This is a genomic window from Caballeronia sp. ATUFL_F2_KS9A, from assembly GCF_023630765.1.
Lineage (GTDB): Bacteria > Pseudomonadota > Gammaproteobacteria > Burkholderiales > Burkholderiaceae > Caballeronia > Caballeronia zhejiangensis.
This window is the reverse complement of the sequence record NZ_JALQEK010000002.1, coordinates 455,528-475,707: the sequence shown is the minus strand read 5'-3', so window position 1 is coordinate 475,707 and position 20,180 is coordinate 455,528. Positions and strand designations below refer to the sequence as shown.

The following is a 20,180-nucleotide window of genomic DNA, read 5'->3' as shown; positions in this document are numbered from 1 at the left end:
CGATGAGAACCGCCGGCGCACGCCCGCGAACACACGCGGAAAAGCGGGCACTGGCCGCGTGCCGGCAATTCTAAAGAGGGTCCAGACCATGACGCAAGGAATTTTTCAAATCATGAGAGCTAATCTCACCATGCGAAAAATTGCTGCAACGCACCGTCCGATAAGACTTTTTTGTTCAGATGTTTCCCCTCCTTTTCCTGCAACTGAGCACGCTTTACCGTCTTTTTACGCCATTTAACAATCAGGTGGTGCGTTACAATCGCTCCATGTTGACCGAACGGCTGATCAAACGCTCGGCGAGGTCCGCGCGCAAGCCGACCGACGCCTCGCCCTCCCGCTGGCACCACGGACCGTGGTGGTCGAACTCCTATTTACTCACGCCGCTCATTTCGATCCTGGTGTTTCTGATCGTGATGAGTCTGATTCTCTGGAGCCTGAACCGGCGCGAGCAACAGCAGCAGGAAGACACGCTTTATCGCAACGTCGCGTGGGCTCAGCAACAAATTCGCCTGTCGATGACCGGTGCGCAGGAGCAGATCCAGGCGCTCGCGCGCGACATCGCGACCGGGCACGGCGATCCGCAAACCTTCCAGACATCGTCCACCGACATCATGCAGGGGCATCCCGAGATCCTCTACATGAACTGGTACACGAGCGAGCATAAGCCGCGCTGGCCGAATACGCCGCTGCCCGTGCTCGGATCGCGCCTCGCCAAGCCGAACGACACGCAGATGGACGAGGCCGTGCAGGCCGCCTTCGACGAAGCGCGCACCACCCGCCGCCAAGTCTACTCGCCGTTGCTGTACGACGATCTCGGCAACGGCTACATCACGCTGCAGACGCCGGTTTTCCGCGACCGCGAATTCCTCGGCTCGATCGCGGCCGTGTTTTCGATCGAAGGCATACTGAAGCACGACATTCCGAGCGAATTGTCGGCGAAATACAAGATTTCCATCACCGATCTGAACAACCGCGAGCTCGCGACCACATCGAGCCGCCCGCGCCTGCCGCGCGACATGTTCTACGACCTGCCGCTCGACCCGCCCGGACAAGGCCTGTCGGTGCGCGTGTACTCGTATCCGCAGCTCACGAACTTCACCAACAACACGCTCGTCTGGCTCGTCGCCGGTTTGTCGTGCTTCGTGCTGTGGAGTCTCTGGAGTCTGTGGAAGCACACGCGCCAGCGCTTCGAGGCGCAGCAGGCGCTCTACGCCGAGGCGTTCTTCCGTCGCGCGATGGAAAACTCCGTGCTGATCGGCATGCGCGTGCTCGACATGCACGGCCGCATCACGCACGTGAATCCGGCGTTCTGCCGGATGACGGGCTGGGACGAAAGCGATCTCGTCGGCAAGAACGCGCCGTTCCCGTACTGGCCGCGCGACGCGTATCCGGAGATGCAGCGCCAGCTCGACATGACGCTGCGCGGCAAAGCGCCCTCTTCCGGTTTCGAACTGCGTGTGCGCCGAAAAGACGGGTCATTTTTCCACGCGCGACTCTATGTCTCGCCGCTCATCGACAGTTCCGGCCGTCAGACGGGCTGGATGTCGTCGATGACGGACATCACCGAACCGAAACGCGCGCGTGAGGAACTCGCCGCCGCGCACGAGCGCTTCACCACCGTCCTCGAAAGTCTCGACGCCGCCGTCTCCGTGCTCGCCGCCGACGAAGCCGAACTGCTGTTCGCGAACCGCTACTACCGGCATCTGTTCGGCATTCGTCCGGACGGCCATCTGGAACTCGCGGGCGCGGCGTTCGACGGCGGTTCGCAGAGCTCGTCCGACACCATCGACATGGTCGATACCTACGCGGGCCTGCCCGCCACCGCCCTCACGGAAAGCTCGGCCGACGCGCAGGAGGTCTACGTCGAAGGCATTCAGAAGTGGTTCGAGGTGCGCCGCCAGTACATTCAGTGGGTCGACGGCCATCTCGCGCAGATGCAGATCGCCACCGACATCACGCAGAGGAAGCAGGCGCAGGAACTCGCGCATCAGCAGGAAGAAAAGCTCCAGTTCACGAGCCGCCTGATGACGATGGGCGAAATGGCGTCGTCGCTCGCGCACGAGCTGAATCAGCCGCTCGCCGCGATCAACAACTATTGCTCGGGCTGCGTCGCGCTCGTGAAATCCGGCCGCATGACGCAGGAAACGCTGCTTCCGGTGCTCGAAAAAACCGCGCAGCAGGCCGTGCGCGCGGGCATGATCATCAAGCGCATCCGCGAGTTCGTGAAGCGCAGCGAACCGAAGCGCCAGGCGGCGCGCGTCGCGGATATCGTCGCGGACGCGGTCGGTCTCGCCGAGATCGAGGCGCGCAAACGCAAGATCCGCATCGTCACCGAAATCCGTTCGCGGATGCCCGTCATTTACGTCGACCCGGTTTTGATCGAACAAGTGTTGGTCAACCTGTTGAAAAACGCGGCCGAGGCGATGCATGATGCGAAACCACACGCCGTCGATCCGGTGATACGCGTAGTCGTGCAGCGCATGGACGGCGGCTTCGTGTGCATCAGCGTGGTCGATCAGGGTCCGGGCGTGGACGAAGCAACCGCCGAGCGTCTCTTCGAGCCGTTCTACAGCACCAAGTCCGACGGCATGGGCATGGGGTTGAACATCTGCCGTTCGATCATCGAGTCGCATCGCGGGCGCCTTTGGGTGGTCAACAACGTCGAAGCGGACGGCCACGTGACCGGCGCGACTTTCCACTGCAGCCTGCCGATCGGCGAAGTGGAAGGCGGCTCGGGCACGGGCGGCACGGATGCGCAGGACGAACATACGAGACAACAAACAGTTACGGGAGAACTATGAGCACAGTCACCACTCAGGAAACCGTCTTCGTCGTCGACGATGACGAAGCCGTACGTGATTCCTTGCGCTGGCTGCTCGAAGCAAACGGCTATCGCGTTCAGTGTTTCTCCAGCGCGGAATCGTTCCTCGACGTCTACCTGCCGATCGCCCATTCCGGCGCGATCTCCTGCCTGATCCTCGACGTGCGCATGGCCGGCATGACGGGGCTCGAACTGCAGGAGAAGCTCATCGCCGAGAACTCGCTCTTGCCGATCATCTTCGTGACGGGGCACGGCGACGTCCCGATGGCCGTCTCGACCATGAAGAAGGGCGCGATGGACTTCATCGAGAAGCCGTTCGACGAAGCCGAACTGCGCAAGCTCGTCGAGCGCATGCTCGAAAAGGCGCGCAGCGAGAGCACCAGCGTGCAGCAGCAGCGCGCGGCCGCAGAGCGCTTGGGCAAGCTGACGGCGCGCGAGCATCAGGTGCTAGAACGCATCATCGCCGGGCGGCTGAACAAGCAGATCGCCGACGATCTCGGCATCAGCATCAAGACGGTCGAAGCGCATCGCGCGAACATCATGGAGAAGCTTTCCGTGAACACGGTGGCCGATCTGCTGCGTCTCGCGCTGTCGAACAAGCCGCAGCAATAAGCGCTTCGGCTCTCCCCTTCGCGGCCGGCATCGTCAGGCCGGCCGCGCGTTTATCGGCGCGCTCGCGAGCGAATGCGCCCGAATCTCCTTCCCGCCAAAGTTCGTTGAACGCCGAACTGAAAAGTGATATTGGCTGAATCACGCCGGATCACTACCCGATTTCCTCGCTTCAATCCCGGCTACGCGCAACGATCTCGCAACGTCTCGCACGGGGGGATTCGATGTCGAAACGAATGGGTGTCATTGGTTCGCAAATCGGCACGGCAAGAGCGATCGCGTTCGCCGTCACGCTCGCCGCGATGCCGCTTTTCGCCGCGCATCCGCTCGACGCGCAAGCGCAGAACGCCGCGCCGGCCGGCCAGAAACTCACGAACCAGCAACTCGACGCGCTGACCGCGCCGGTCGCGCTCTATCCGGATGCGCTGCTCGCGCAAGTGCTGATGGCGTCGACGTATCCGTCGCAGATTACCGAAGCGGCCGACTGGTCGAAGGCGAATCCGAACGTCAAGGGCGACGACGCCGTGAAAGCCGTGCAGACGCAGCCGTGGGACCCGAGCGTGCAGTCGCTCGTCGCTTTCCCGCAGGCGCTCGCGACGATGGCCTCCAAGATCGACTGGGTGACGCAGCTCGGCAACGCGTTCATCGCGCAGCCGAGCGACGTGATGGACTCCGTTCAGCGTCTGCGGCGCGCGGCGCAAAGCGCGGGCAATCTGAAGACGAACGAGCAGCAGAAAGTCACGAGCGCGCCCGCGCCGGCGGGCAGTACGACCACCAGCACTACGGTGATCCAGATCGAGCCCGCCAATCCGCAAGTCGTCTACGTGCCGACCTACAACCCGACGGTCGTGTACGGGACGTGGCCATATCCCGCGTATCCGCCGGTCTATGTGCCGCCGCCGCCCGGATATGCGATCGGGTCGGCGTTCATGACCGGCATGGCGTTCGCAACAGGCGTCGCGGTCGTGAATTCGCTGTGGGGCAACTGCAACTGGGGTCACGGCGATGTCAACGTCAACGTGAATCGCTATAACAACATCAACACGGCCAACCGCATCAATGCGAACAGCAATAACGTGCGCTGGAACCGCAACGATCCGCAGTTCAACCGGACGAACGTCGCCGCGAACCGCCAGAACCTGAACAACGCCAATCTCGGCGCGAACGGCAACCAGTTCCGGGGCCGCGAGGATGCGCGCGCGCAAGCCGCGCAGACCTTGCAGCAGCGCACCGGCCAGAACCTCAACGAATCGGCGAGCCAGCGCGCGCAGAGCATCCGCGAGGGCGGCGGACCGAACGCGCGCACGACGAGCGATCTTCGTCAGCGCTCGCAGGACGTAAATCGCGACAACGCGCTGCGCGGCGCGGGCGATGGCAACGGCGCGCGCCAGGACATGCAGCGCGGACAGGCGAGCCGGCAGTCGTTCAATCAGTCGCATGAGCGCGCCGGCGCGGGTGGCGGCGGTGTTCAGCGTCAGGCGGGCGGCGGCGGTGGCGGTGGCGGTGGTTTGGGCGCGGGCGGAGGCGGCGTGCAACGTGGCGGCGGCGGATTTCAAGGCGGCGGCGGTGGCGGATTCCACGGCGGTGGCGGAGGCGGCGGCGGGTTCCATCGAGGCGGCGGCGGAGGCTTCCGCCGTTGATGATCGATTCCATCGTCAAACGCCGCGAATGCGGCGAACGCCAGATCCAGGAGCCCGACATGAAACCATTCGCCTCATCGAAGAAGCTCGTCCTGCGCGCGTTCGCGGTCGCGTCGCTCGTGCTCGGCGCGTCGCTCGCGCACGCGCAGGCCGTTTATCCGACGCCCGAAGCGGCGGCGCAAGCGTTCACCGACGCCATCGCCACCAACGACGAAGCCGCGCTCGCCAAAGTGCTCGGCAAGGACCATCGCCGATATGTGCCCGAAGGCAGCATCGGCCGGGAGGATATCTACGCGTACCTCGGCGCGTGGGCGCAGCAGCATCGCATCGTCGAGGATGCGCAAACGGTCGACGGACATCCTTCAGCGCGCATCGAAGCGGGCACGGACGGCTGGACGCTGCCGATTCCGCTCGTCAAGGTCGCGAACGGCTGGCGCTTCGACATGCGCGCCGCGCGCGACGAGCTGCTGACGAGGCGCATCGGGCGCAACGAGCGATCGGCGATGCAGGTCGCGCTCGCGGTCGTCGCCGCGCAGGACGACTATCGCAAGACGGCGGGGCGCTACGCCGACCGCTTCGTGAGCACGCCCGGCAAGCACGACGGCCTTTACTGGGACACGGCGCCGGGCGAGCCGGAAAGCCCGCTCGGTCCGCTCGCCGAGACGATGCCGAACAAGCCGACCGACAAGGACGGCTACTACGGCTATCACTACCGCATTCTGACGTCGCAAGGCTCGAACGCACCGGGCGGCGCGAAGAACTATCTTCAGGACGGACGGCTGACGCAGGGTTTCGGCGTCATCGCGACGCCCGCGCGCTACGGCCAGACGGGCGTGATGACGTTCATGGTCAATCAGGACGGACAGATCTACGAGAAGGATCTGGGCCCGGCTTCCGCAAGCAAGGCGGCGGCGATCAAGTCGTTCAACCCGGATTCGTCGTGGAAGGTGGTGACGCCCTGAGCGGGCGCGGGGTGGCGCGCGGCTCAGGGCGAGAGGACTATTGTTTCGTCAACTGGCCGTAGGCATAACGAAGTTCGTTCAGGTTATGCACGTTGTACAGAACCGTTCGGCGATAACCATTGCTGCCGGTGATCGGCACGAACAGAATGGCCGCGTTGCCGGTATAGGTCGTGCCGGCGGGCACCGAGCAGGAAGTGGCGGGCGCCACGCTCATCGTCACGGCGTACATGTTGCGATTGCTGCCGGGGGTCGCCAGCAACATTTTTCCGCTGACGTCGCAACCGCTTAGTTTGCCTGTGAAAGAGCCGTCGTCGGCGATCGTCAGCGACGTCGACGATTGCGTCCAGGTGCCCGCGACGCTCTGCTGCGTGACACTCAATGCGTTCGCTGCATCGTAGTTCGACGAGAACTCCGTGGTCGCTCCATTCGCGACGTAGCTCCCGCTGAAAGTGTTTCGCGGCGAGTAGGTTCCGCTTCCCGAGCTCGTCGGATACGCGAACAGCATGTTGTTGAAAGACAGACCGGACGTCAGCGTCCAGGCCTGCGGCGAGTATGAGATGACGCCATAGAGTGCGCTGGTCACGATCGACCCAATCGCATTGAGCGACGAGATATTGCCGTCCGGATCGACTAGCGCGATGGTGCGGTTCGTCAGCGAATTCGTCGTCCAGATTCCTTCGGCGTTCGTTCCTGTTTGCGCCGTCGATCCTGCTTGCGGATTCGCGAGGCTCGGCAGTGCTTCCCCCACCGTTGCCGGCGAAGACGCCGCAGCAGGCGCGCTGGCGCTGGTCGGCAAATCTGTCGAAGGGACCGTCGACGACGCCGCGCTGGCCGGTGCGGCCGCGGCGGGCGCGCTGGCGGGCTGACGGTTCTCATCCGCGCCGCCGGAGCCTCCGCCACCGCAGGCGGAAAGCAAAACGACACTGCTAAACGTCAATGATATGACTGCACATTTTCCGAAAGACATTCTTGATTTTCTCCTGCAAGCATCGGTAAATAACGCGGCAGGGAGTATCCCGGAAGAACGGTGGTTTACTGGTAAGCGGCAAGTAATTTGACAAGCGCTGGGCGAAGACTCATCAGCACGCAGCGGATCCGAGATTCTGGTTTCACGTCGGTGACCCGCCGAGACTCCCGAGCGCGCCCGGCGGTATAATTTCGCCCTTCCCAAGGGCGCATTTGTCGCACAGCGGCCAAGCAAGCGCCCAGCACCTTGCGCGAGCGCCGCGCACCGTCGCCGATCAGAGCGGCGGGCACGGCGTCGGCTTCACGCCCTCGCGCGCCCTCGCCCATCCTCGATCCGATTCGCCATGACCGCCCAACTCATCGACGGCAACGCCCTATCCAAGACCCTTCGCGCCGATGTCGCCCGGCGCGCCGCCGCCCTCTCCGCCCGTGGACATAAGCCGGGCCTGGCCGTCGTGCTCGTCGGCGACAATCCGGCGAGCGAAGTCTACGTGCGCAACAAGGTGAAGGCCTGCCAGGACAACGGCCTGCACTCGGTGATGGACCGTTTCCCCGCGACGCTCGCCGAAAACGAACTGCTCGCGCACATCGAAAAGCTCAACGCCGATGCGTCGATCCACGGCATCCTCGTGCAACTGCCGCTGCCCGCCCACATCGACAGCCACAAGGTCATCGAGGCGATCGCGCCGGAAAAGGACGTCGACGGTTTTCACGTCGCCAATGCGGGCGCGCTTCTGACCGGCAAGCCGCTCTTTCGCCCGTGCACGCCCTACGGCGTGATGAAGATGTTCGAAGCGCACGGCATCGACCTGAAAGGCGCGAACGCCGTCGTGATCGGGCGCTCGAACATCGTCGGCAAGCCGATGGCGCTGCTCCTGCTCGAAGCGGGCGCGACCGTCACGATCTGCCACAGCAAGACGCGCGACCTCGCCAAACATACGCGCGACGCCGATGTGATCGTCGCCGCGGTCGGCCGCCGCGACATCCTCACCGCCGACATGGTGAAGCCGGGCGCGACGGTCATCGACGTCGGCATGAACCGCAACGACGAAGGCAAGCTGTGCGGCGACGTCGATTTCGCGGGCGTGAAGGAAGTGGCGGGCTATATCACGCCGGTGCCCGGCGGCGTCGGCCCGATGACCATCACGATGCTGCTCGTCAACACGATCGAAGCGGCCGAGCGCGCGGCGCAGGCTTGAGCGGCGTGGGGCGGCCGCGGGTTGTAGGGGAATGCCGGGCATTGCCTTAATCGGCCCCTTAAAAACAAACGATTGGAATTTGCCGCGCCCGCCCCAATAATCTCCGAACGAGCCGGCGCGGGGCGCGACACCCGTGCGGCGTCATCCAATATCAGCACGGGAGAGCCATGAGCGATACCACGTCAGCCATCACGTCCGAAGCGGCAGCGGCCAATCCGCTGCTCGACTTCTCCGATCTTCCGCGTTTCGGCGAGATTCAGCCGGCGCACGTCACGCCCGCGCTCGATGTGCTCCTTGCCAATGCCAAGGCCGCCGTCGAGCGTGCAAGCGCGCCCGAGACGCCTGCGACGTGGAAAGACGTCGTCGCTGCCGTCGAGCAGGAATCGGAAAAATTGTCGCGCGCGTGGGGCATCGTCGGCCATCTGAACGCCGTCGCCGATACGCCCGAACTGCGCGCCGCCCACGCTGAAAACCTGCCGCGCGTGACCGAATTCTCGGCGAGCGTCGGACAGAATCTCGCGCTCTACGAAAAGTACAAGGCGATCGCCGCCGGTACCGAATTCGCGGGCTTGTCGGCCGAGCGCAAAAAAATCCTCGAAAACTCGCTGCGCGATTTCCGTCTCTCGGGCGCCGAATTACCCGAAGACCGCAAGCCGCGTTTCGCGCAGTTGCAGGAAGAACAGGCGGCGCTGTCGAAGGCGTTTTCGGATCACGTGCTCGATTCGACCAACGCCTATGCGTACATCGTCACGCAGAAGAGCGATCTCGCCGGTCTGCCCGACGACGTGATCGAAGCCGCCCACGAAGCCGCGCAACGCGACGGCAAGGACGGCTGGAAGTTCACGCTGCATTTCCCGTCGTATTTCCCGGTGCTGCAGTATTCGGAGCATCGTCCGATGCGCGAGGCGATGTATCGCGCGTACGTCACGCGCGCGTCCGAACTCGGCGCGACCTATGGCAACGGCAAGGCCGAATGGGACAACACGGCGAACGTCGTCGAGCATCTGAAGCTGCGCGAGGAAGAAGCGAAGACGCTCGGTTATCAGAACTTCGCGGAAGTGTCGCTCGCGCCGAAGATGGCGGAATCGCCCGCGCAGGTCATCGCGTTCCTCGAAGACTTGGCGAAGCGCGCCCGCCCCTACGCCGAAAACGACTGGATGGAACTGCGCGCGTTCGCCGCGACCGAGCTCGGCATGCCCGAGTTGCAGCCGTGGGACATCGCGTACGCGGCGGAGAAGCTGCGTCAGAAGCGCTATTCGTTCTCGGAAAACGAAGTGAAGCAGTACTTCCCGCAAGAAGCCGTGTTGAAGGGCCTCTTCAAGGTGACGGAGACGCTCTTCAACGTGTCGATCCGCCGCGACGAAGCCGCCGTGTGGAATCCGGACGTGCGCTTTTTCCGCGTCGAGAACAAGGACGGCACGCTCGTCGCGCAGTTCTATCTCGACCTCTACGCGCGCGAAGGCAAGCGCGGCGGCGCATGGATGGACGACGCGCGCTCGCGTCACAAGCGCGGCGAAGGCGGCGTGCAGACGCCGGTTGCTTATCTCACCTGCAACTTTTCGGCGCCGGTGGGCGGCAAACCCGCATGCTTCACGCACGATGAAGTCATCACGCTGTTCCACGAATTCGGGCATGGGCTGCATCACATGCTGACGCGCATCGACGAACTGGGCGTGTCGGGCATCAACGGCGTGGAGTGGGATGCGGTCGAACTGCCGTCGCAATTCATGGAGAATTTCTGCTGGGAATGGGACGTGTTGACCGACATGTCCGCGCACGTCGAAACCGGCGCGCCGCTGCCGCGCGAACTGTTCGGCAAGATGCTCGCCGCGAAGAACTTCCAGAGCGGTTTGGGCACGCTGCGCCAGATCGTCTTTTCGATGTTCGATATGGTGCTGCACACGTCCTACGATCCGGCCAACGCGACGCAGAACGTCAACGATCTCGCACGCGCGATCAACGAGAAGTTCCATGTGATCCCGCAGGCGCCCTTCTCGCGCTGGCCGAATACGTTCAGCCATATTTTCGCGGGCGGGTATGCGGCGGGGTATTACAGCTACAAGTGGGCAGAAGTTTTATCCGCCGATGCGTACGCCGCGTTCGAGGAAGCCGCGAAGGCCGGAAGCGGTTCGGTGCTCGATGCGACCACGGGTACGCGTTATCGTCGCGAGATTCTGGAAGTCGGCGGCAGTCGTCCGGCGATGGAATCGTTCAAGGCGTTCCGTGGGCGCGAGCCGGATATCGACGCGTTGTTGAGGCATAACGGGATGTCGGGCGCGACGGTGCATTGACGCCTCCTGCCGATTGATGCGAAAACCCGGTCCGCGAGGACCGGGTTTTTTTATCGCCTCTCAATCCTGAAATCCACCTCCCCCGGCCTTCCTTCCAGCGCCAGCGTCGCGCGCACGGCCGGACTCCGGCTCACCACCTTTCCGCGCCTGACAACAACCGTTCGCGCCGCCCGCAGCCGAATAGCTTCGACAGGATCGCGCGCATCCAGCACCACGCAATCCGCGTTGCAGCCCACTTCGATGCCATACCCTTCGAGCCCGAGAATCCGCGCAGGATTTTTCGTGACCGCATCGAAGCACGCGCGCATCGCGTCGACGCCCGTCATCTGCGCGACGTGCAAGCCCATGTGCGCGACGTCGAGCATGTCGCCCGAACCCAGGCTGTACCACGGATCCATCACGCAGTCGTGCCCGAACGCGACCGTGATGCCCGCCGCCATCAGTTCCGGCACGCGCGTCATGCCGCGCCGCTTCGGGTAAGTATCCGAGCGCCCCTGCAACGTGATGTTGATGAGCGGATTCGCGATTGCATTCACGCCCGCCTCGCGCATCAGCGGAATAAGCTTGCTGACGTAGTAGTTGTCCATCGAATGCATCGACGTGAGATGCGAGCCGGTGACGCGTCCATGCAAGCCGAGCCGATGCGTCTCCGCAGCGAGCGTTTCGATGTGGCGCGACATCGGATCGTCGGACTCGTCGCAGTGCATGTCCACGCGCAAGCCCTGCTCCGCCGCGTATTCGCACAGCAGTTTCACCGATGCCGCGCCGTCCGCCATCGTGCGCTCGAAGTGCGGAATGCCGCCGACGACATCGACGCCCATCGCGATCGCGCGCTTCAGATTGTCGAACGCGCCCGGGCTGCGCAACACGCCGTCCTGCGGAAACGCGACAAGTTGCAGATCGAGATACGGCTTCACGCGCCGTTTCACTTCGACGAGCGCTTCGACGGCCAGAAGCCGCGGATCGCACACATCGACGTGAGAACGGATCGCGAGCAATCCGCGCGCGACGGCCCAGTCGCAGTACTGCAGCGCGCGCTCGACGAGCGCTTCCTGCGTGAGATCCGGCTTCAATTCACCCCATAGCGCGATGCCTTCGAGCAGCGTGCCGGACGCATTCACGCGCGGCAGGCCGTAGGAAAGCGTCGCGTCCATATGGAAGTGCGCGTCGACGAAAGGCGCGGTGACGAGCGAGCCGTTCGCATCGATTTCCTCGCGCGCGGTGGCCGCAAGATGCCGCTCGATCGCGGCGATGCGCCCCGCCTCCATGCCGATGTCGACGAGTTCGCGCGAGTGAGCGAGCGCCGCGCGGCGAATGATCAAATCCATGTGCGAAACCTCCGTGCCGGGCTGTTCGTCCGATTGTATCGGGACATAAAAGCCGTGCGGAGGCGCGATTCAACCCGTCAATCGATGACGGCCGACGATCGCGAAACTGAGCGGCAGCGAACCGCGCGGCATCGTGCGTTCCGTCGTGCGCTCCGTCTCGTGCGCAAGCGGATGCGCGTCGAATACGCCGAGGCGATTGCCGCTGTGCGAACCGCGCCGCGCCGCACTCGGCATGCGATGACGCACGCGCGCGCCGCCGGGAAAACATATCGCGTAGCTGTCGAAGCGCCCGCCGTCTTCGGTGCGCTCGATCCAGCCGACGCCCGCCGCGACGCCGCTTTCATCGACGGCGGCGGCGATCGCGTGAATCGACGGATCGTCGAACGGATCGGCGCGCGAATCGTCGATACCCGAAGGGGAAAACAGCGCGAGCCACACGCCTTGGCGCGCGGCATAGGCGAGCTTTGCGGCGATGAATCGACAGTCGAGCGCGGCATCGCCCTTCCGCGATTCGAGCGCGATGACGGCGACACGAAACGATGCGGCATCCAAGTGGAACTCCCGATGTGACGAGTGAGTATCCTCATTGAAGCGCTCGGCAATCGATAAGTAAAATGAATGTTTCGACGTGTTCGATCGCCAAATGGAATTAAAACTCCTGCGCTCCTTTCTCACCATCGCCGAATTGCGTCATTTCGGCCGTGCCGCCGAAGCGCTGCACTTGAGCCAGCCTGCGCTCAGCAAGCAGATTGCGTCGCTCGAAGAAAGCCTCGGCGCGCGCCTCTTCGAACGCGGACGCCACGGCGCGGATCTGACGACGTTCGGCGCGGGCTTCATCGGCGATGCGCAAGCGCTCGTGCGCGACGCCGACGCCGTGCTGGCCCGCGCACGCGAAGCCGCGAGCGGCGCGCGCGGATTTCTGCGCGTCGGCTTGTGCCTGTCGACGCTCACGCATGTGCCGAAGCTGATCGCCGAATTCGGCGCGCTGAATCCTGACGTGAGCATCACGCTGCACGATCTCTCGTCGCAGGAACAGACGCGCCGCATCCTCGCGAACAAGCTCGATGTCGGATTCATGCGGATGCCCGCGAGCGCCGGGCTTTCCGGCTTCACCGTGCTCGATGAAACGCTCGCGCTCGCCGTGCCCGAGCACACGCGCTACAAGCGTCTGCCCGCGAATCTGAACGAACTGAACGAACCGGGATTCATCGCGCTGTCGCGTGGGCGCGGGCCGGGGCTTGCTGCGCAGATCGATCGCTGGTGCGCGGAGCACGATTTCGCGCCGCGCGTGATTCAGGAAGCGGACGATATCCAGTCCGTGCTCGCATCGGTGGCGGGCGGCGTGGGCGCGGCGTTCCTGCCATCGCGCGCGCAGTACTTGCTGCGCGATGCGCGCGTGCTGACATTGCGCGATCGAGCGGCGCGCTGGCGCGTCGGACTTGCATGGCAAGACGAACGCGACGACACCGTCACGCGCCGCTTCGTCGCGTTCATGAAGGCGCGCGTGAAAGCGCTGAAGGCGCGCGCTACGCTCGATGCGTGAGCTTGGCGAGCAGCATCGCTTTGACGTCGGGCCATTCGTCGTCGATGATCGAAAAGCGCACCGAATTGCGCTTGCGGCCATCGGGCATGATGCGCTCGTGCCGCACGATGCCTTCCTGTTTCGCGCCGACGCCGAGTATCGCCGCGCGCGATTTCGCATTGAGCTCGTCGGTGGTGAACTGCACGCGCACGCAACGCATTGCTTCGAACGCGTGCGCGAGCAGCAGAAACTTCGCTTCCGTGTTGATGCCCGTGCGCTGCGTCGATGCCGCGAGCCACGTATGTCCGATTTCGAGCTTGCGGTTCACGCGGTCGATCTTCCAGTAACGCGTGCTGCCGACGACGCGCGCATCGCTGGCGCGCACGATCACGAACGGCATCACGGTGCCGGCATCGCGGCCCGCGAGCGCGGTGTCGATATAACGATCGATGGTGTCTTCGTTCGGCACGACCGTCACGCTCAGATTCCAGAGTTCGCCGTCGGCGGCTGCATCGAGCAAGGCGGCGCGATCCTCGCGTTGCAGCGGACGAAGCTGCACGCGCTCGCCGTTCAAAGTCGGTTGGCTCATCGTTGGTTTGCAGTTTGCTCGTGAGCCGACATCATAATTCGCCGCGTCAGACATCGTCCGTTCCCGGCGCGGCCGCCTTCGAGTCGACATCCTCGTCGGGCGGCAATTCTTCCGGCGGCGCATCGTTGGCCGGCAGCGTGAACCAGAATCGTGCGCCGAGAATGCGCCCGTTCGCGTCCGCGCGATTCTCGACGCCGATGTGCCCGCCATGCGCCTCGACGATCGCGCGGCAGATGGCGAGACCGAGCCCGATGCCCGGTTGCGCCGATTCCTTCTCGCCGCGCGTGAACTTGTCGAAGAGACGGTTCTGCATGCCGGCCGGCACGCCCGGCCCTTCATCGTCGATGCACACGCGCACGAAGCGCGCATCGCCGTCGTGCGCGAGCGCGGCGCCGATGCGGATCGGCGTCGCGGGCGGCGTGTACTTCGCGGCGTTTTCCAGCAGGTTGGCGAAGAGACGCTCCATCAGCACGGCGTCGAGTTGCAGCAACGGCAAGTTCGCCGGCACGCGCGTCTGTACGGGACGCCCGGCGAGCACGCGGCGCGAACTCGCGAGCGCGGCGCCCACGGTTTCTTCGAGCATCGACCATTGACGATTCAGCCGGATCGCGCCCGCCTGCAGACGCGCCATGTCGAGCAGATTGATCACGAGGCCGCTCATGCGCAGCGCTTCTTCGTGGATCGCGTGCACGAGTTCCTGCGATGCCTCGCTCTGGCCGCCTGCTTCCCGCGCCTCTTCCTCCAGCACCGAAGCGAAGCCGACGATCGACGTGAGCGGCGTGCGCAGATCGTGCGATATCGCGGATAAAAGCGAGTTGCGCAGGCGCTCCGATTCCATGTTGACGAGCGCGTCCTGCGCGATTTCGACGTAATGCACGCGTTCCAGCGCAAGCGCGATCTGCGACGCGAACGTTTCGATCATGCGGCGCTGCTCGGGCACCGCGAGTTCGGCTTCGCGCCCGGTCACGAGCGCGAGCACGCCGCGCGTGCGCATCGGCGCCTTGAGCGGGAGATAAAGCGCCTGGCTCGCGGGCAAGGTCTCGGTGCCGCGTCCCGCCGGTTTCTGCTGGTCATAGACCCATTGCGCGATGTCGAGATCGAGACGCGCGGCATCGAGCGTCACATCGGGATTCGGTTCGTCCACTTTCTGCCGCACTTTCTCGGCGGCGTCGGGCAGGAGCATCGCGACCTTCGCCTGAAACACTTCCGCGACGTGGCGCGTGCCGATCTCGATGATCTGCTCGGTCATCAACGCGGCGCCGAGTTCCTTGGTCATCGCGTACATCGCGCCCGTGCGCCGCTCGCGTTGCGATGCGATGCGCGCCTCGCGCCGCAGGCTCGACGTCAGATGACTGATCGTGAGCGAGGTCAGCAGCATGACGAGGAACGTGAGCAGATACTGCGTGTCCGTCACGGAGAAAGACAGCTCGGGCGGCACGAAGAAGAAGTCGAACGCGGCGACCGACAGAAACGACAGCATCACGCCGGGACCGCGCCCGAGCCGCACGGCCGCGAAGATCACGCCGAGCAGATACAGCATCACGAGATTCGTGATTGCGAACTGACGGGCGGCGAGCATGTCGGCGACGAGCGTGATGCCCCCGCCGATCGCGAGCGCATGAAGATAGGCGCGCGGCGGCGAGTGCGCGCCGTCGCGCCAGGTGCCGAACGCTTGCGTGATCGTGCGGCGTGGCTCGTCGCGTGTGCCGGTCGACACGAGCGTCACGTCGATATCGGATCCTTGCCGGATGATGCGCTCGCTCACCGGCCGAGCGATGAGACGCCGCCATCCCGCGCTCGCCGACGCGCCCGCCACGAGCTTCGACACGTTGCGCATGTGCGCGTAGTCGATGAGCGTCGCGGCGGCATCGGCGCCATCGAGCGTGACGGTTTCCGCGCCGAGTTCGGAGGCGAGCTTGAGCGCGTCGAGCGTGCGGCGGCGCTGATCGTCGGAGAGGCGCTGCAGCTTCGGCGTTTCCACGTACACCGCGAGCCAGTCCGCCTTGAGCGCCGTGGCGAGCCGCGCGGCCGCGCGCACGAGCGTCGCGCTTTCCGGTCCCGGGCCGATGCACGCGATGAGCCGTTCGCGCGCGCGCCAGATGCGTTCGATCGACTGATCGGCGCGGTATTCGCGCATTTGCGCGTCGACGCGATCGGCCGTGCGGCGCAAGGCGAGTTCGCGCAGCGCGATCAGATTGCCCTTGCGAAAAAAGTTGCGCACGGCGTGCTCGGCCTGCGCCGGCAGGTAGACCTTGCCTTCGCGCAGACGGTCGAGCAGTTCTTCGGGCGGCAGGTCGACGAGCGTGACTTCATCGGCGAGGTCGAAGATGCGATCGGGCACGGTCTCCCAGACGCGAATGCCGGTGATGCGCCCGACGATGTCGTTGAGGCTTTCGAGGTGCTGGACGTTGACGGTCGTATAGACGTCGATGCCCGCGTCGAGCAGTTCTTGCACGTCTTGCCAGCGCTTCATGTGGCGCGAGCCGTGCACGTTCGAGTGCGCGAGTTCGTCGACGAGGATGAGTTGCGGTTTTCGGGCGAGCGCGGCGTCGAGGTCGAATTCGGCGAGCAGACGGCCGCGGTGTCCGATGCGCGCGGGCGGGAGCGTTTCGAGGCCTTCGACCAGTGCGAGGGTTTCCTTGCGGCCATGCGTTTCGACCAGGCCGACGACTACTTCCACGCCTTCATCGCGGCGGCGGCGTGCGGCCTGCAACATCGCGAAGGTCTTGCCTACGCCCGCCGATGCGCCGAAGAAAATCTTCAGTCTGCCGCGCTCGCGTTTTTCTTCCTCGCGGTGGAGTTTGTCGAGGAGTTCTTCTGGGGTTGGGCGGGGCATGGTTTTTTTTGGGGTTCTTGCTGGCGCTTGTTGTGGTGGTTCGCTTGCGATTTCGCTGGATCCCGTTTTCGTGTCGGTCTGTTAGCACTGCCCCTGTGCGGGGCGGCACTCACTTTCTTTGCTGCTGCAAAGAAAGTAAGCAAAGAAAGCAGCTCCCGATACGCCCGCGGTCACACGCAATTTGGGTAGTCCTCTCGTCCATCGTGGGCTGCCTAAAGAGTGCCCTCAAACACCTAATCGGGCTTGGCTCGCGCACGGTCTGTCACATCGCACCACACAACAAACTGGTTCAGCACCAAATAGCTTCAGCCCGCTTCGCGGCCGACCGGTCAATCGGGTCTGCGCGTGCTTCTCTACTAACGTCTCCATCTCTCCGCAAGTGCCGCACGTTGGTTTCCCTTGCATACCCGGCGGCAGCGCGTAGCGCTGTGCCGAAGCTCTTTCGTGCTGAACCAGTGTCTTTGGAAAACTAGCTCGTCAGACCGCGCGCGATCCAAGCCCCGTTAGTCCTTTGAGGGCACTCTTTAGGCGAGTGCCACCTTGGACGAGAGAACTACCCAAATTGCGTGTGACCGCGGGCCGTGACGAGCTGCTTTCTTTGGTTACTTTCTTTGCAGCAGCAAAGAAAGTGACTGCCGCCCCGCACAGGGGCAGTGCTAATAGACCGAGAGCAAAACGGGATCCGGCGAAACCAAGCCAAGCGCCCCCAACTACTCCCCATCCAACGCAAGATTCAATTTAAGCACATTCACCCGAGACTCTCCGAGCACTCCAAACTGCCTCCCGCTAGTAGCTTGAGCGACAAGCGCTTCAACGCGAGCCACCGACATCCCCCGCGCCTTCGCGACCCGCGAAACCTGATACGCCGCAGCCGCCGGACTGATTTCCGGATCGAGCCCGCTCCCGGACGAAGTCACCAGATCGACGGGAACAGCCGCCTCATTCCCCGGATCGGCATCGTGCAAGGCGGCAATGCGCGCTTTGATCTCATCGGCGAGCGCCGGATTGGTCGGCCCGAAATTGGAGCCACTAGAACTCCCCGCGTTATAAGGATTCGGCGCAGTAGCCGACAAACGCCCCCAGAAATACCGAGGCGCATCGAACTGCTGCCCGATGATCTCCGAGCCCATGAGACGCCCATCGCGCTCGATCAAACTCCCATTCGCCTGATGCGAAAACGCCGCCTGTCCGATCGCGGTGACGACCGCCGGATACACCACGCCCGTCACGACAGTCAACGCGACGAACAACACCAGCATGGGACGCAACAGATTCTTCATGATGTTCAACTCCAGCCAAGAGCGGTAATGACCATATCGATGAGCTTGATGAACGGAAACGGCAACACGATGCCGCCCAGCCCGTAAATCAGCAGGTTCCGTCGCAACAACGACGCGGCGCCCAAAGCGCGATACTTCACGCCCTTCAACGCGAGCGGAATCAGAAACACGATGATGAGCGCATTGAAGATCACCGCCGACAGAATCGCCGACGATGGCGACGCCAGATGCATCACGTCCAGCACGCGCAACTGCGGATACGTCGTCGCAAACGCGGCCGGGATGATCGCGAAGTACTTGGCGACGTCGTTGGCGATGGAAAACGTCGTCAGCGAGCCGCGCGTCATCAGCATCTGCTTGCCAATCTCCACGATCTCGATGAGCTTCGTCGGGTTCGAATCGAGATCGACCATGTTGCCCGCTTCCTTCGCGGCCTGCGTGCCCGTGTTCATCGCCACCGCGACGTCGGCCTGCGCGAGCGCGGGCGCATCGTTGGTGCCGTCGCCCGTCATCGCGACGAGACGCCCCTCGGACTGATGCGCGCGGATCGTCGCCAGCTTCGCTTCCGGCGTCGCTTCGGCGAGAAAGTCGTCGACGCCCGCTTCCGCCGCGATGGCAGCAGCCGTCAGCCGGTTGTCGCCCGTCACCATCACCGTCTTGATGCCCATCTTGCGCAGCTCCGCGAAGCGCTCCTTGATGCCGCCCTTCACGATGTCCTTCAGCTCGATCACGCCCAGCGCGCGCGTCGTATCGTTCACGCGCTCGGCCACCACGAGCGGCGTGCTGCCGCGCCGCGCGACTTCATCGACGGCATGCTGCACTTCCTGCGGAAACCGTCCGCCGCGTTCTTCGACGTAACGCTTCAACGCATCGGCGGAACCCTTGCGGATCTCGCGATTCGGCAGATCCACGCCGCTCATGCGCGTCTGCGCGCTGAACGCGAGAAAGGTCGCGTGCAACGTCGCCATGTCGCGCTCGCGGATATTGAAGCGCTGCTTCGCCAGCACGACGATGCTGCGGCCTTCCGGCGTTTCATCGGCGAGCGATGCGAGTTGCGCCGCGTCCGCGAGATCGCGCTCGGCCACGCCGGGCGCCGACACGAACGTCGACGCCTGGCGATTGCCGAGCGTGATCGTGCCGGTCTTGTCGAGCAGCAGCACGTCGACGTCGCCGGCCGCTTCGACCGCGCGGCCCGACGTCGCGATCACGTTCGCCTGCATCATGCGGCTCATGCCCGCGACGCCGATCGCGGACAGCAGCCCGCCGATCGTCGTCGGAATCAGGCACACGAGCAGCGCGACGAGCGCGGTGATCGTGACGACGTGGCCCTGCTTCGCCGCCTCGACGGAGAACATCGAGAACGGCAGCAGCGTCGCGGTCGCGAAGAGCAGCACGAGCGTCAGCGCGACGAGCAAGATCGTCAGCGCAATTTCGTTCGGCGTCTTCTGACGCTTCGCGCCTTCGACCATCGCGATCATGCGGTCGAGAAACGCCTCGCCCGGATTCACCGATACGCGCACGACGATCCAGTCGGAGAGCACGCGCGTGCCGCCCGTCACCGACGAGAAATCGCCGCCCGACTCGCGGATCACAGGCGCGGATTCGCCCGTGATCGCGGATTCGTCGACCGACGCGACGCCCTCGATCACGTCGCCGTCGGCGGGAATCACGTCGCCCGCTTCGACGAGCACGACATCGTCGCGGCGCAATTCCGTGGACGTCGTGATGCGGATCGGCGACTTCGGATGCGGCTCGTTGAGCTTCTTCGCCATCACGTTGTGCTTCGCCTGGCGCAGCGATGCCGCCTGCGCCTTCGAGCGCCCTTCCGCGAGCGCTTCGGCGAAGTTCGCGAAGAGCACCGTGAACCACAGCCACAGCGCGATCGCGAGGATGAAGCCCGCGGGCGCTTCCGCCTGGCCGGCGAGCGCGGCGAGCCAGAGCACCGTCGTCAGAATGCTGCCGACGTAGACGCAGAACATCACCGGATTGCGCAACTGCGTGCGCGGCGCGAGCTTCCTGAACGAATCGACGATCGCCGGCTTCACGAGCGCCGGATCGAACATCGAACGTGCCGCTGTGCGCGCCTGCCCGAGATTCTCCGGGCGATGCAGCGGCGTTTGATTCTCTTGATTCATGC

15 protein-coding genes are annotated in these 20,180 nt (G+C 64.3%); 8 read left to right on the top strand and 7 right to left on the bottom strand.

The annotated features are described in order from the left end of the window. The first annotated feature begins 266 nt into the window (after positions 1 to 266). The 4 genes from fixL (at position 267) to NCS67_RS04440 (ending at position 6,032) form a co-directional block, all read left to right on the top strand. Entirely contained in the window at positions 267 to 2,801 is a 2,535-nt protein-coding gene (fixL, locus tag NCS67_RS04455) for an oxygen sensor histidine kinase FixL (RefSeq protein WP_034472179.1), read from the top strand. Further along, positions 2,798 to 3,433, top strand: coding sequence for an oxygen response regulator transcription factor FixJ (gene fixJ, locus NCS67_RS04450; protein ID WP_008350478.1), 636 nt, complete (start codon positions 2,798 to 2,800; stop codon positions 3,431 to 3,433). Before fixL ends, fixJ begins: the two co-directional genes overlap by 4 nt. Before the next feature lie 233 nt (positions 3,434 to 3,666). After that, complete coding sequence (locus NCS67_RS04445; protein WP_250456458.1) at positions 3,667 to 5,070, top strand: DUF3300 domain-containing protein; 1,404 nt, start codon at positions 3,667 to 3,669, stop codon at positions 5,068 to 5,070. Between the two features lie 59 nt (positions 5,071 to 5,129). Then, positions 5,130 to 6,032 (top strand): DUF2950 domain-containing protein, encoded by a 903-nt coding sequence (locus NCS67_RS04440; protein ID WP_250434439.1) that lies wholly within the window; start codon positions 5,130 to 5,132, stop codon positions 6,030 to 6,032. Positions 6,033 to 6,069: 37 nt separating this feature from the next. On the opposite strand, the gene NCS67_RS04435 is transcribed toward NCS67_RS04440, so the two are convergent. Then, complete coding sequence (locus tag NCS67_RS04435) at positions 6,070 to 6,615, bottom strand: hypothetical protein (protein ID WP_239294958.1); 546 nt, start codon at positions 6,613 to 6,615, stop codon at positions 6,070 to 6,072. A gap of 55 nt (positions 6,616 to 6,670) precedes the next feature. Between NCS67_RS04435 and NCS67_RS04430 the strand changes: the two genes are divergently transcribed. The 3 genes from NCS67_RS04430 to NCS67_RS04420 all read left to right on the top strand — a co-directional run bounded on the left by NCS67_RS04430 (position 6,671) and on the right by NCS67_RS04420 (position 10,488). Next, positions 6,671 to 6,898, top strand: a complete 228-nt coding sequence (locus NCS67_RS04430) for a hypothetical protein (RefSeq protein WP_235366345.1) — start codon at positions 6,671 to 6,673, stop codon at positions 6,896 to 6,898. 444 nt (positions 6,899 to 7,342) lie between these two features. Then, positions 7,343 to 8,197 (top strand): bifunctional methylenetetrahydrofolate dehydrogenase/methenyltetrahydrofolate cyclohydrolase FolD, encoded by an 855-nt coding sequence (folD, locus tag NCS67_RS04425; RefSeq protein ID WP_008350485.1) that lies wholly within the window; start codon positions 7,343 to 7,345, stop codon positions 8,195 to 8,197. A gap of 167 nt (positions 8,198 to 8,364) precedes the next feature. Continuing rightward, the gene (locus tag NCS67_RS04420) at positions 8,365 to 10,488 is read left to right on the top strand and encodes a M3 family metallopeptidase (protein ID WP_250434431.1); all 2,124 of its coding nucleotides are present in this window, start codon (positions 8,365 to 8,367) and stop codon (positions 10,486 to 10,488) included. A 50-nt stretch (positions 10,489 to 10,538) separates the two neighbouring features. On the opposite strand, the gene NCS67_RS04415 is transcribed toward NCS67_RS04420, so the two are convergent. Then, the gene (locus NCS67_RS04415; RefSeq protein WP_008350489.1) at positions 10,539 to 11,816 is read right to left on the bottom strand and encodes an amidohydrolase family protein; all 1,278 of its coding nucleotides are present in this window, start codon (positions 11,814 to 11,816) and stop codon (positions 10,539 to 10,541) included. Positions 11,817 to 11,885: 69 nt separating this feature from the next. Next, on the bottom strand, positions 11,886 to 12,368 hold the full coding sequence (locus tag NCS67_RS04410; protein ID WP_244807881.1) for a carbon-nitrogen hydrolase family protein: 483 nt from the start codon (positions 12,366 to 12,368) through the stop codon (positions 11,886 to 11,888). Between the two features lie 91 nt (positions 12,369 to 12,459). On the opposite strand from NCS67_RS04410, the gene NCS67_RS04405 reads away from it, so the two are divergent. After that, positions 12,460 to 13,359 (top strand): LysR family transcriptional regulator, encoded by a 900-nt coding sequence (locus NCS67_RS04405; protein ID WP_250434429.1) that lies wholly within the window; start codon positions 12,460 to 12,462, stop codon positions 13,357 to 13,359. Here the strand turns inward: NCS67_RS04405 and NCS67_RS04400 are convergent. The 4 genes from NCS67_RS04400 to kdpB all read right to left on the bottom strand — a co-directional run bounded on the left by NCS67_RS04400 (position 13,343) and on the right by kdpB (position 20,178). Beyond that, positions 13,343 to 13,927 carry a GNAT family N-acetyltransferase gene (locus NCS67_RS04400; protein ID WP_250434427.1) on the bottom strand — a complete coding sequence of 195 codons (585 nt, stop codon included), beginning with the start codon at positions 13,925 to 13,927 and terminating at the stop codon, positions 13,343 to 13,345. The two genes, NCS67_RS04405 and NCS67_RS04400, sit on opposite strands and share 17 nt — an antisense overlap. A 46-nt stretch (positions 13,928 to 13,973) precedes the next feature. Further along, positions 13,974 to 16,763: a DUF4118 domain-containing protein gene (locus tag NCS67_RS04395; RefSeq protein ID WP_250434425.1), complete on the bottom strand. Its 2,790-nt coding sequence runs from the start codon at positions 16,761 to 16,763 to the stop codon at positions 13,974 to 13,976. A 710-nt stretch (positions 16,764 to 17,473) separates the two neighbouring features. Continuing rightward, on the bottom strand, positions 17,474 to 18,043 hold the full coding sequence (kdpC, locus tag NCS67_RS04390) for a potassium-transporting ATPase subunit KdpC (protein ID WP_250434423.1): 570 nt from the start codon (positions 18,041 to 18,043) through the stop codon (positions 17,474 to 17,476). Between the two features lie 5 nt (positions 18,044 to 18,048). Next, entirely contained in the window at positions 18,049 to 20,178 is a 2,130-nt protein-coding gene (gene kdpB / locus NCS67_RS04385) for a potassium-transporting ATPase subunit KdpB (protein ID WP_284504042.1), read from the bottom strand. Positions 20,179 to 20,180 lie beyond the last annotated feature (2 nt).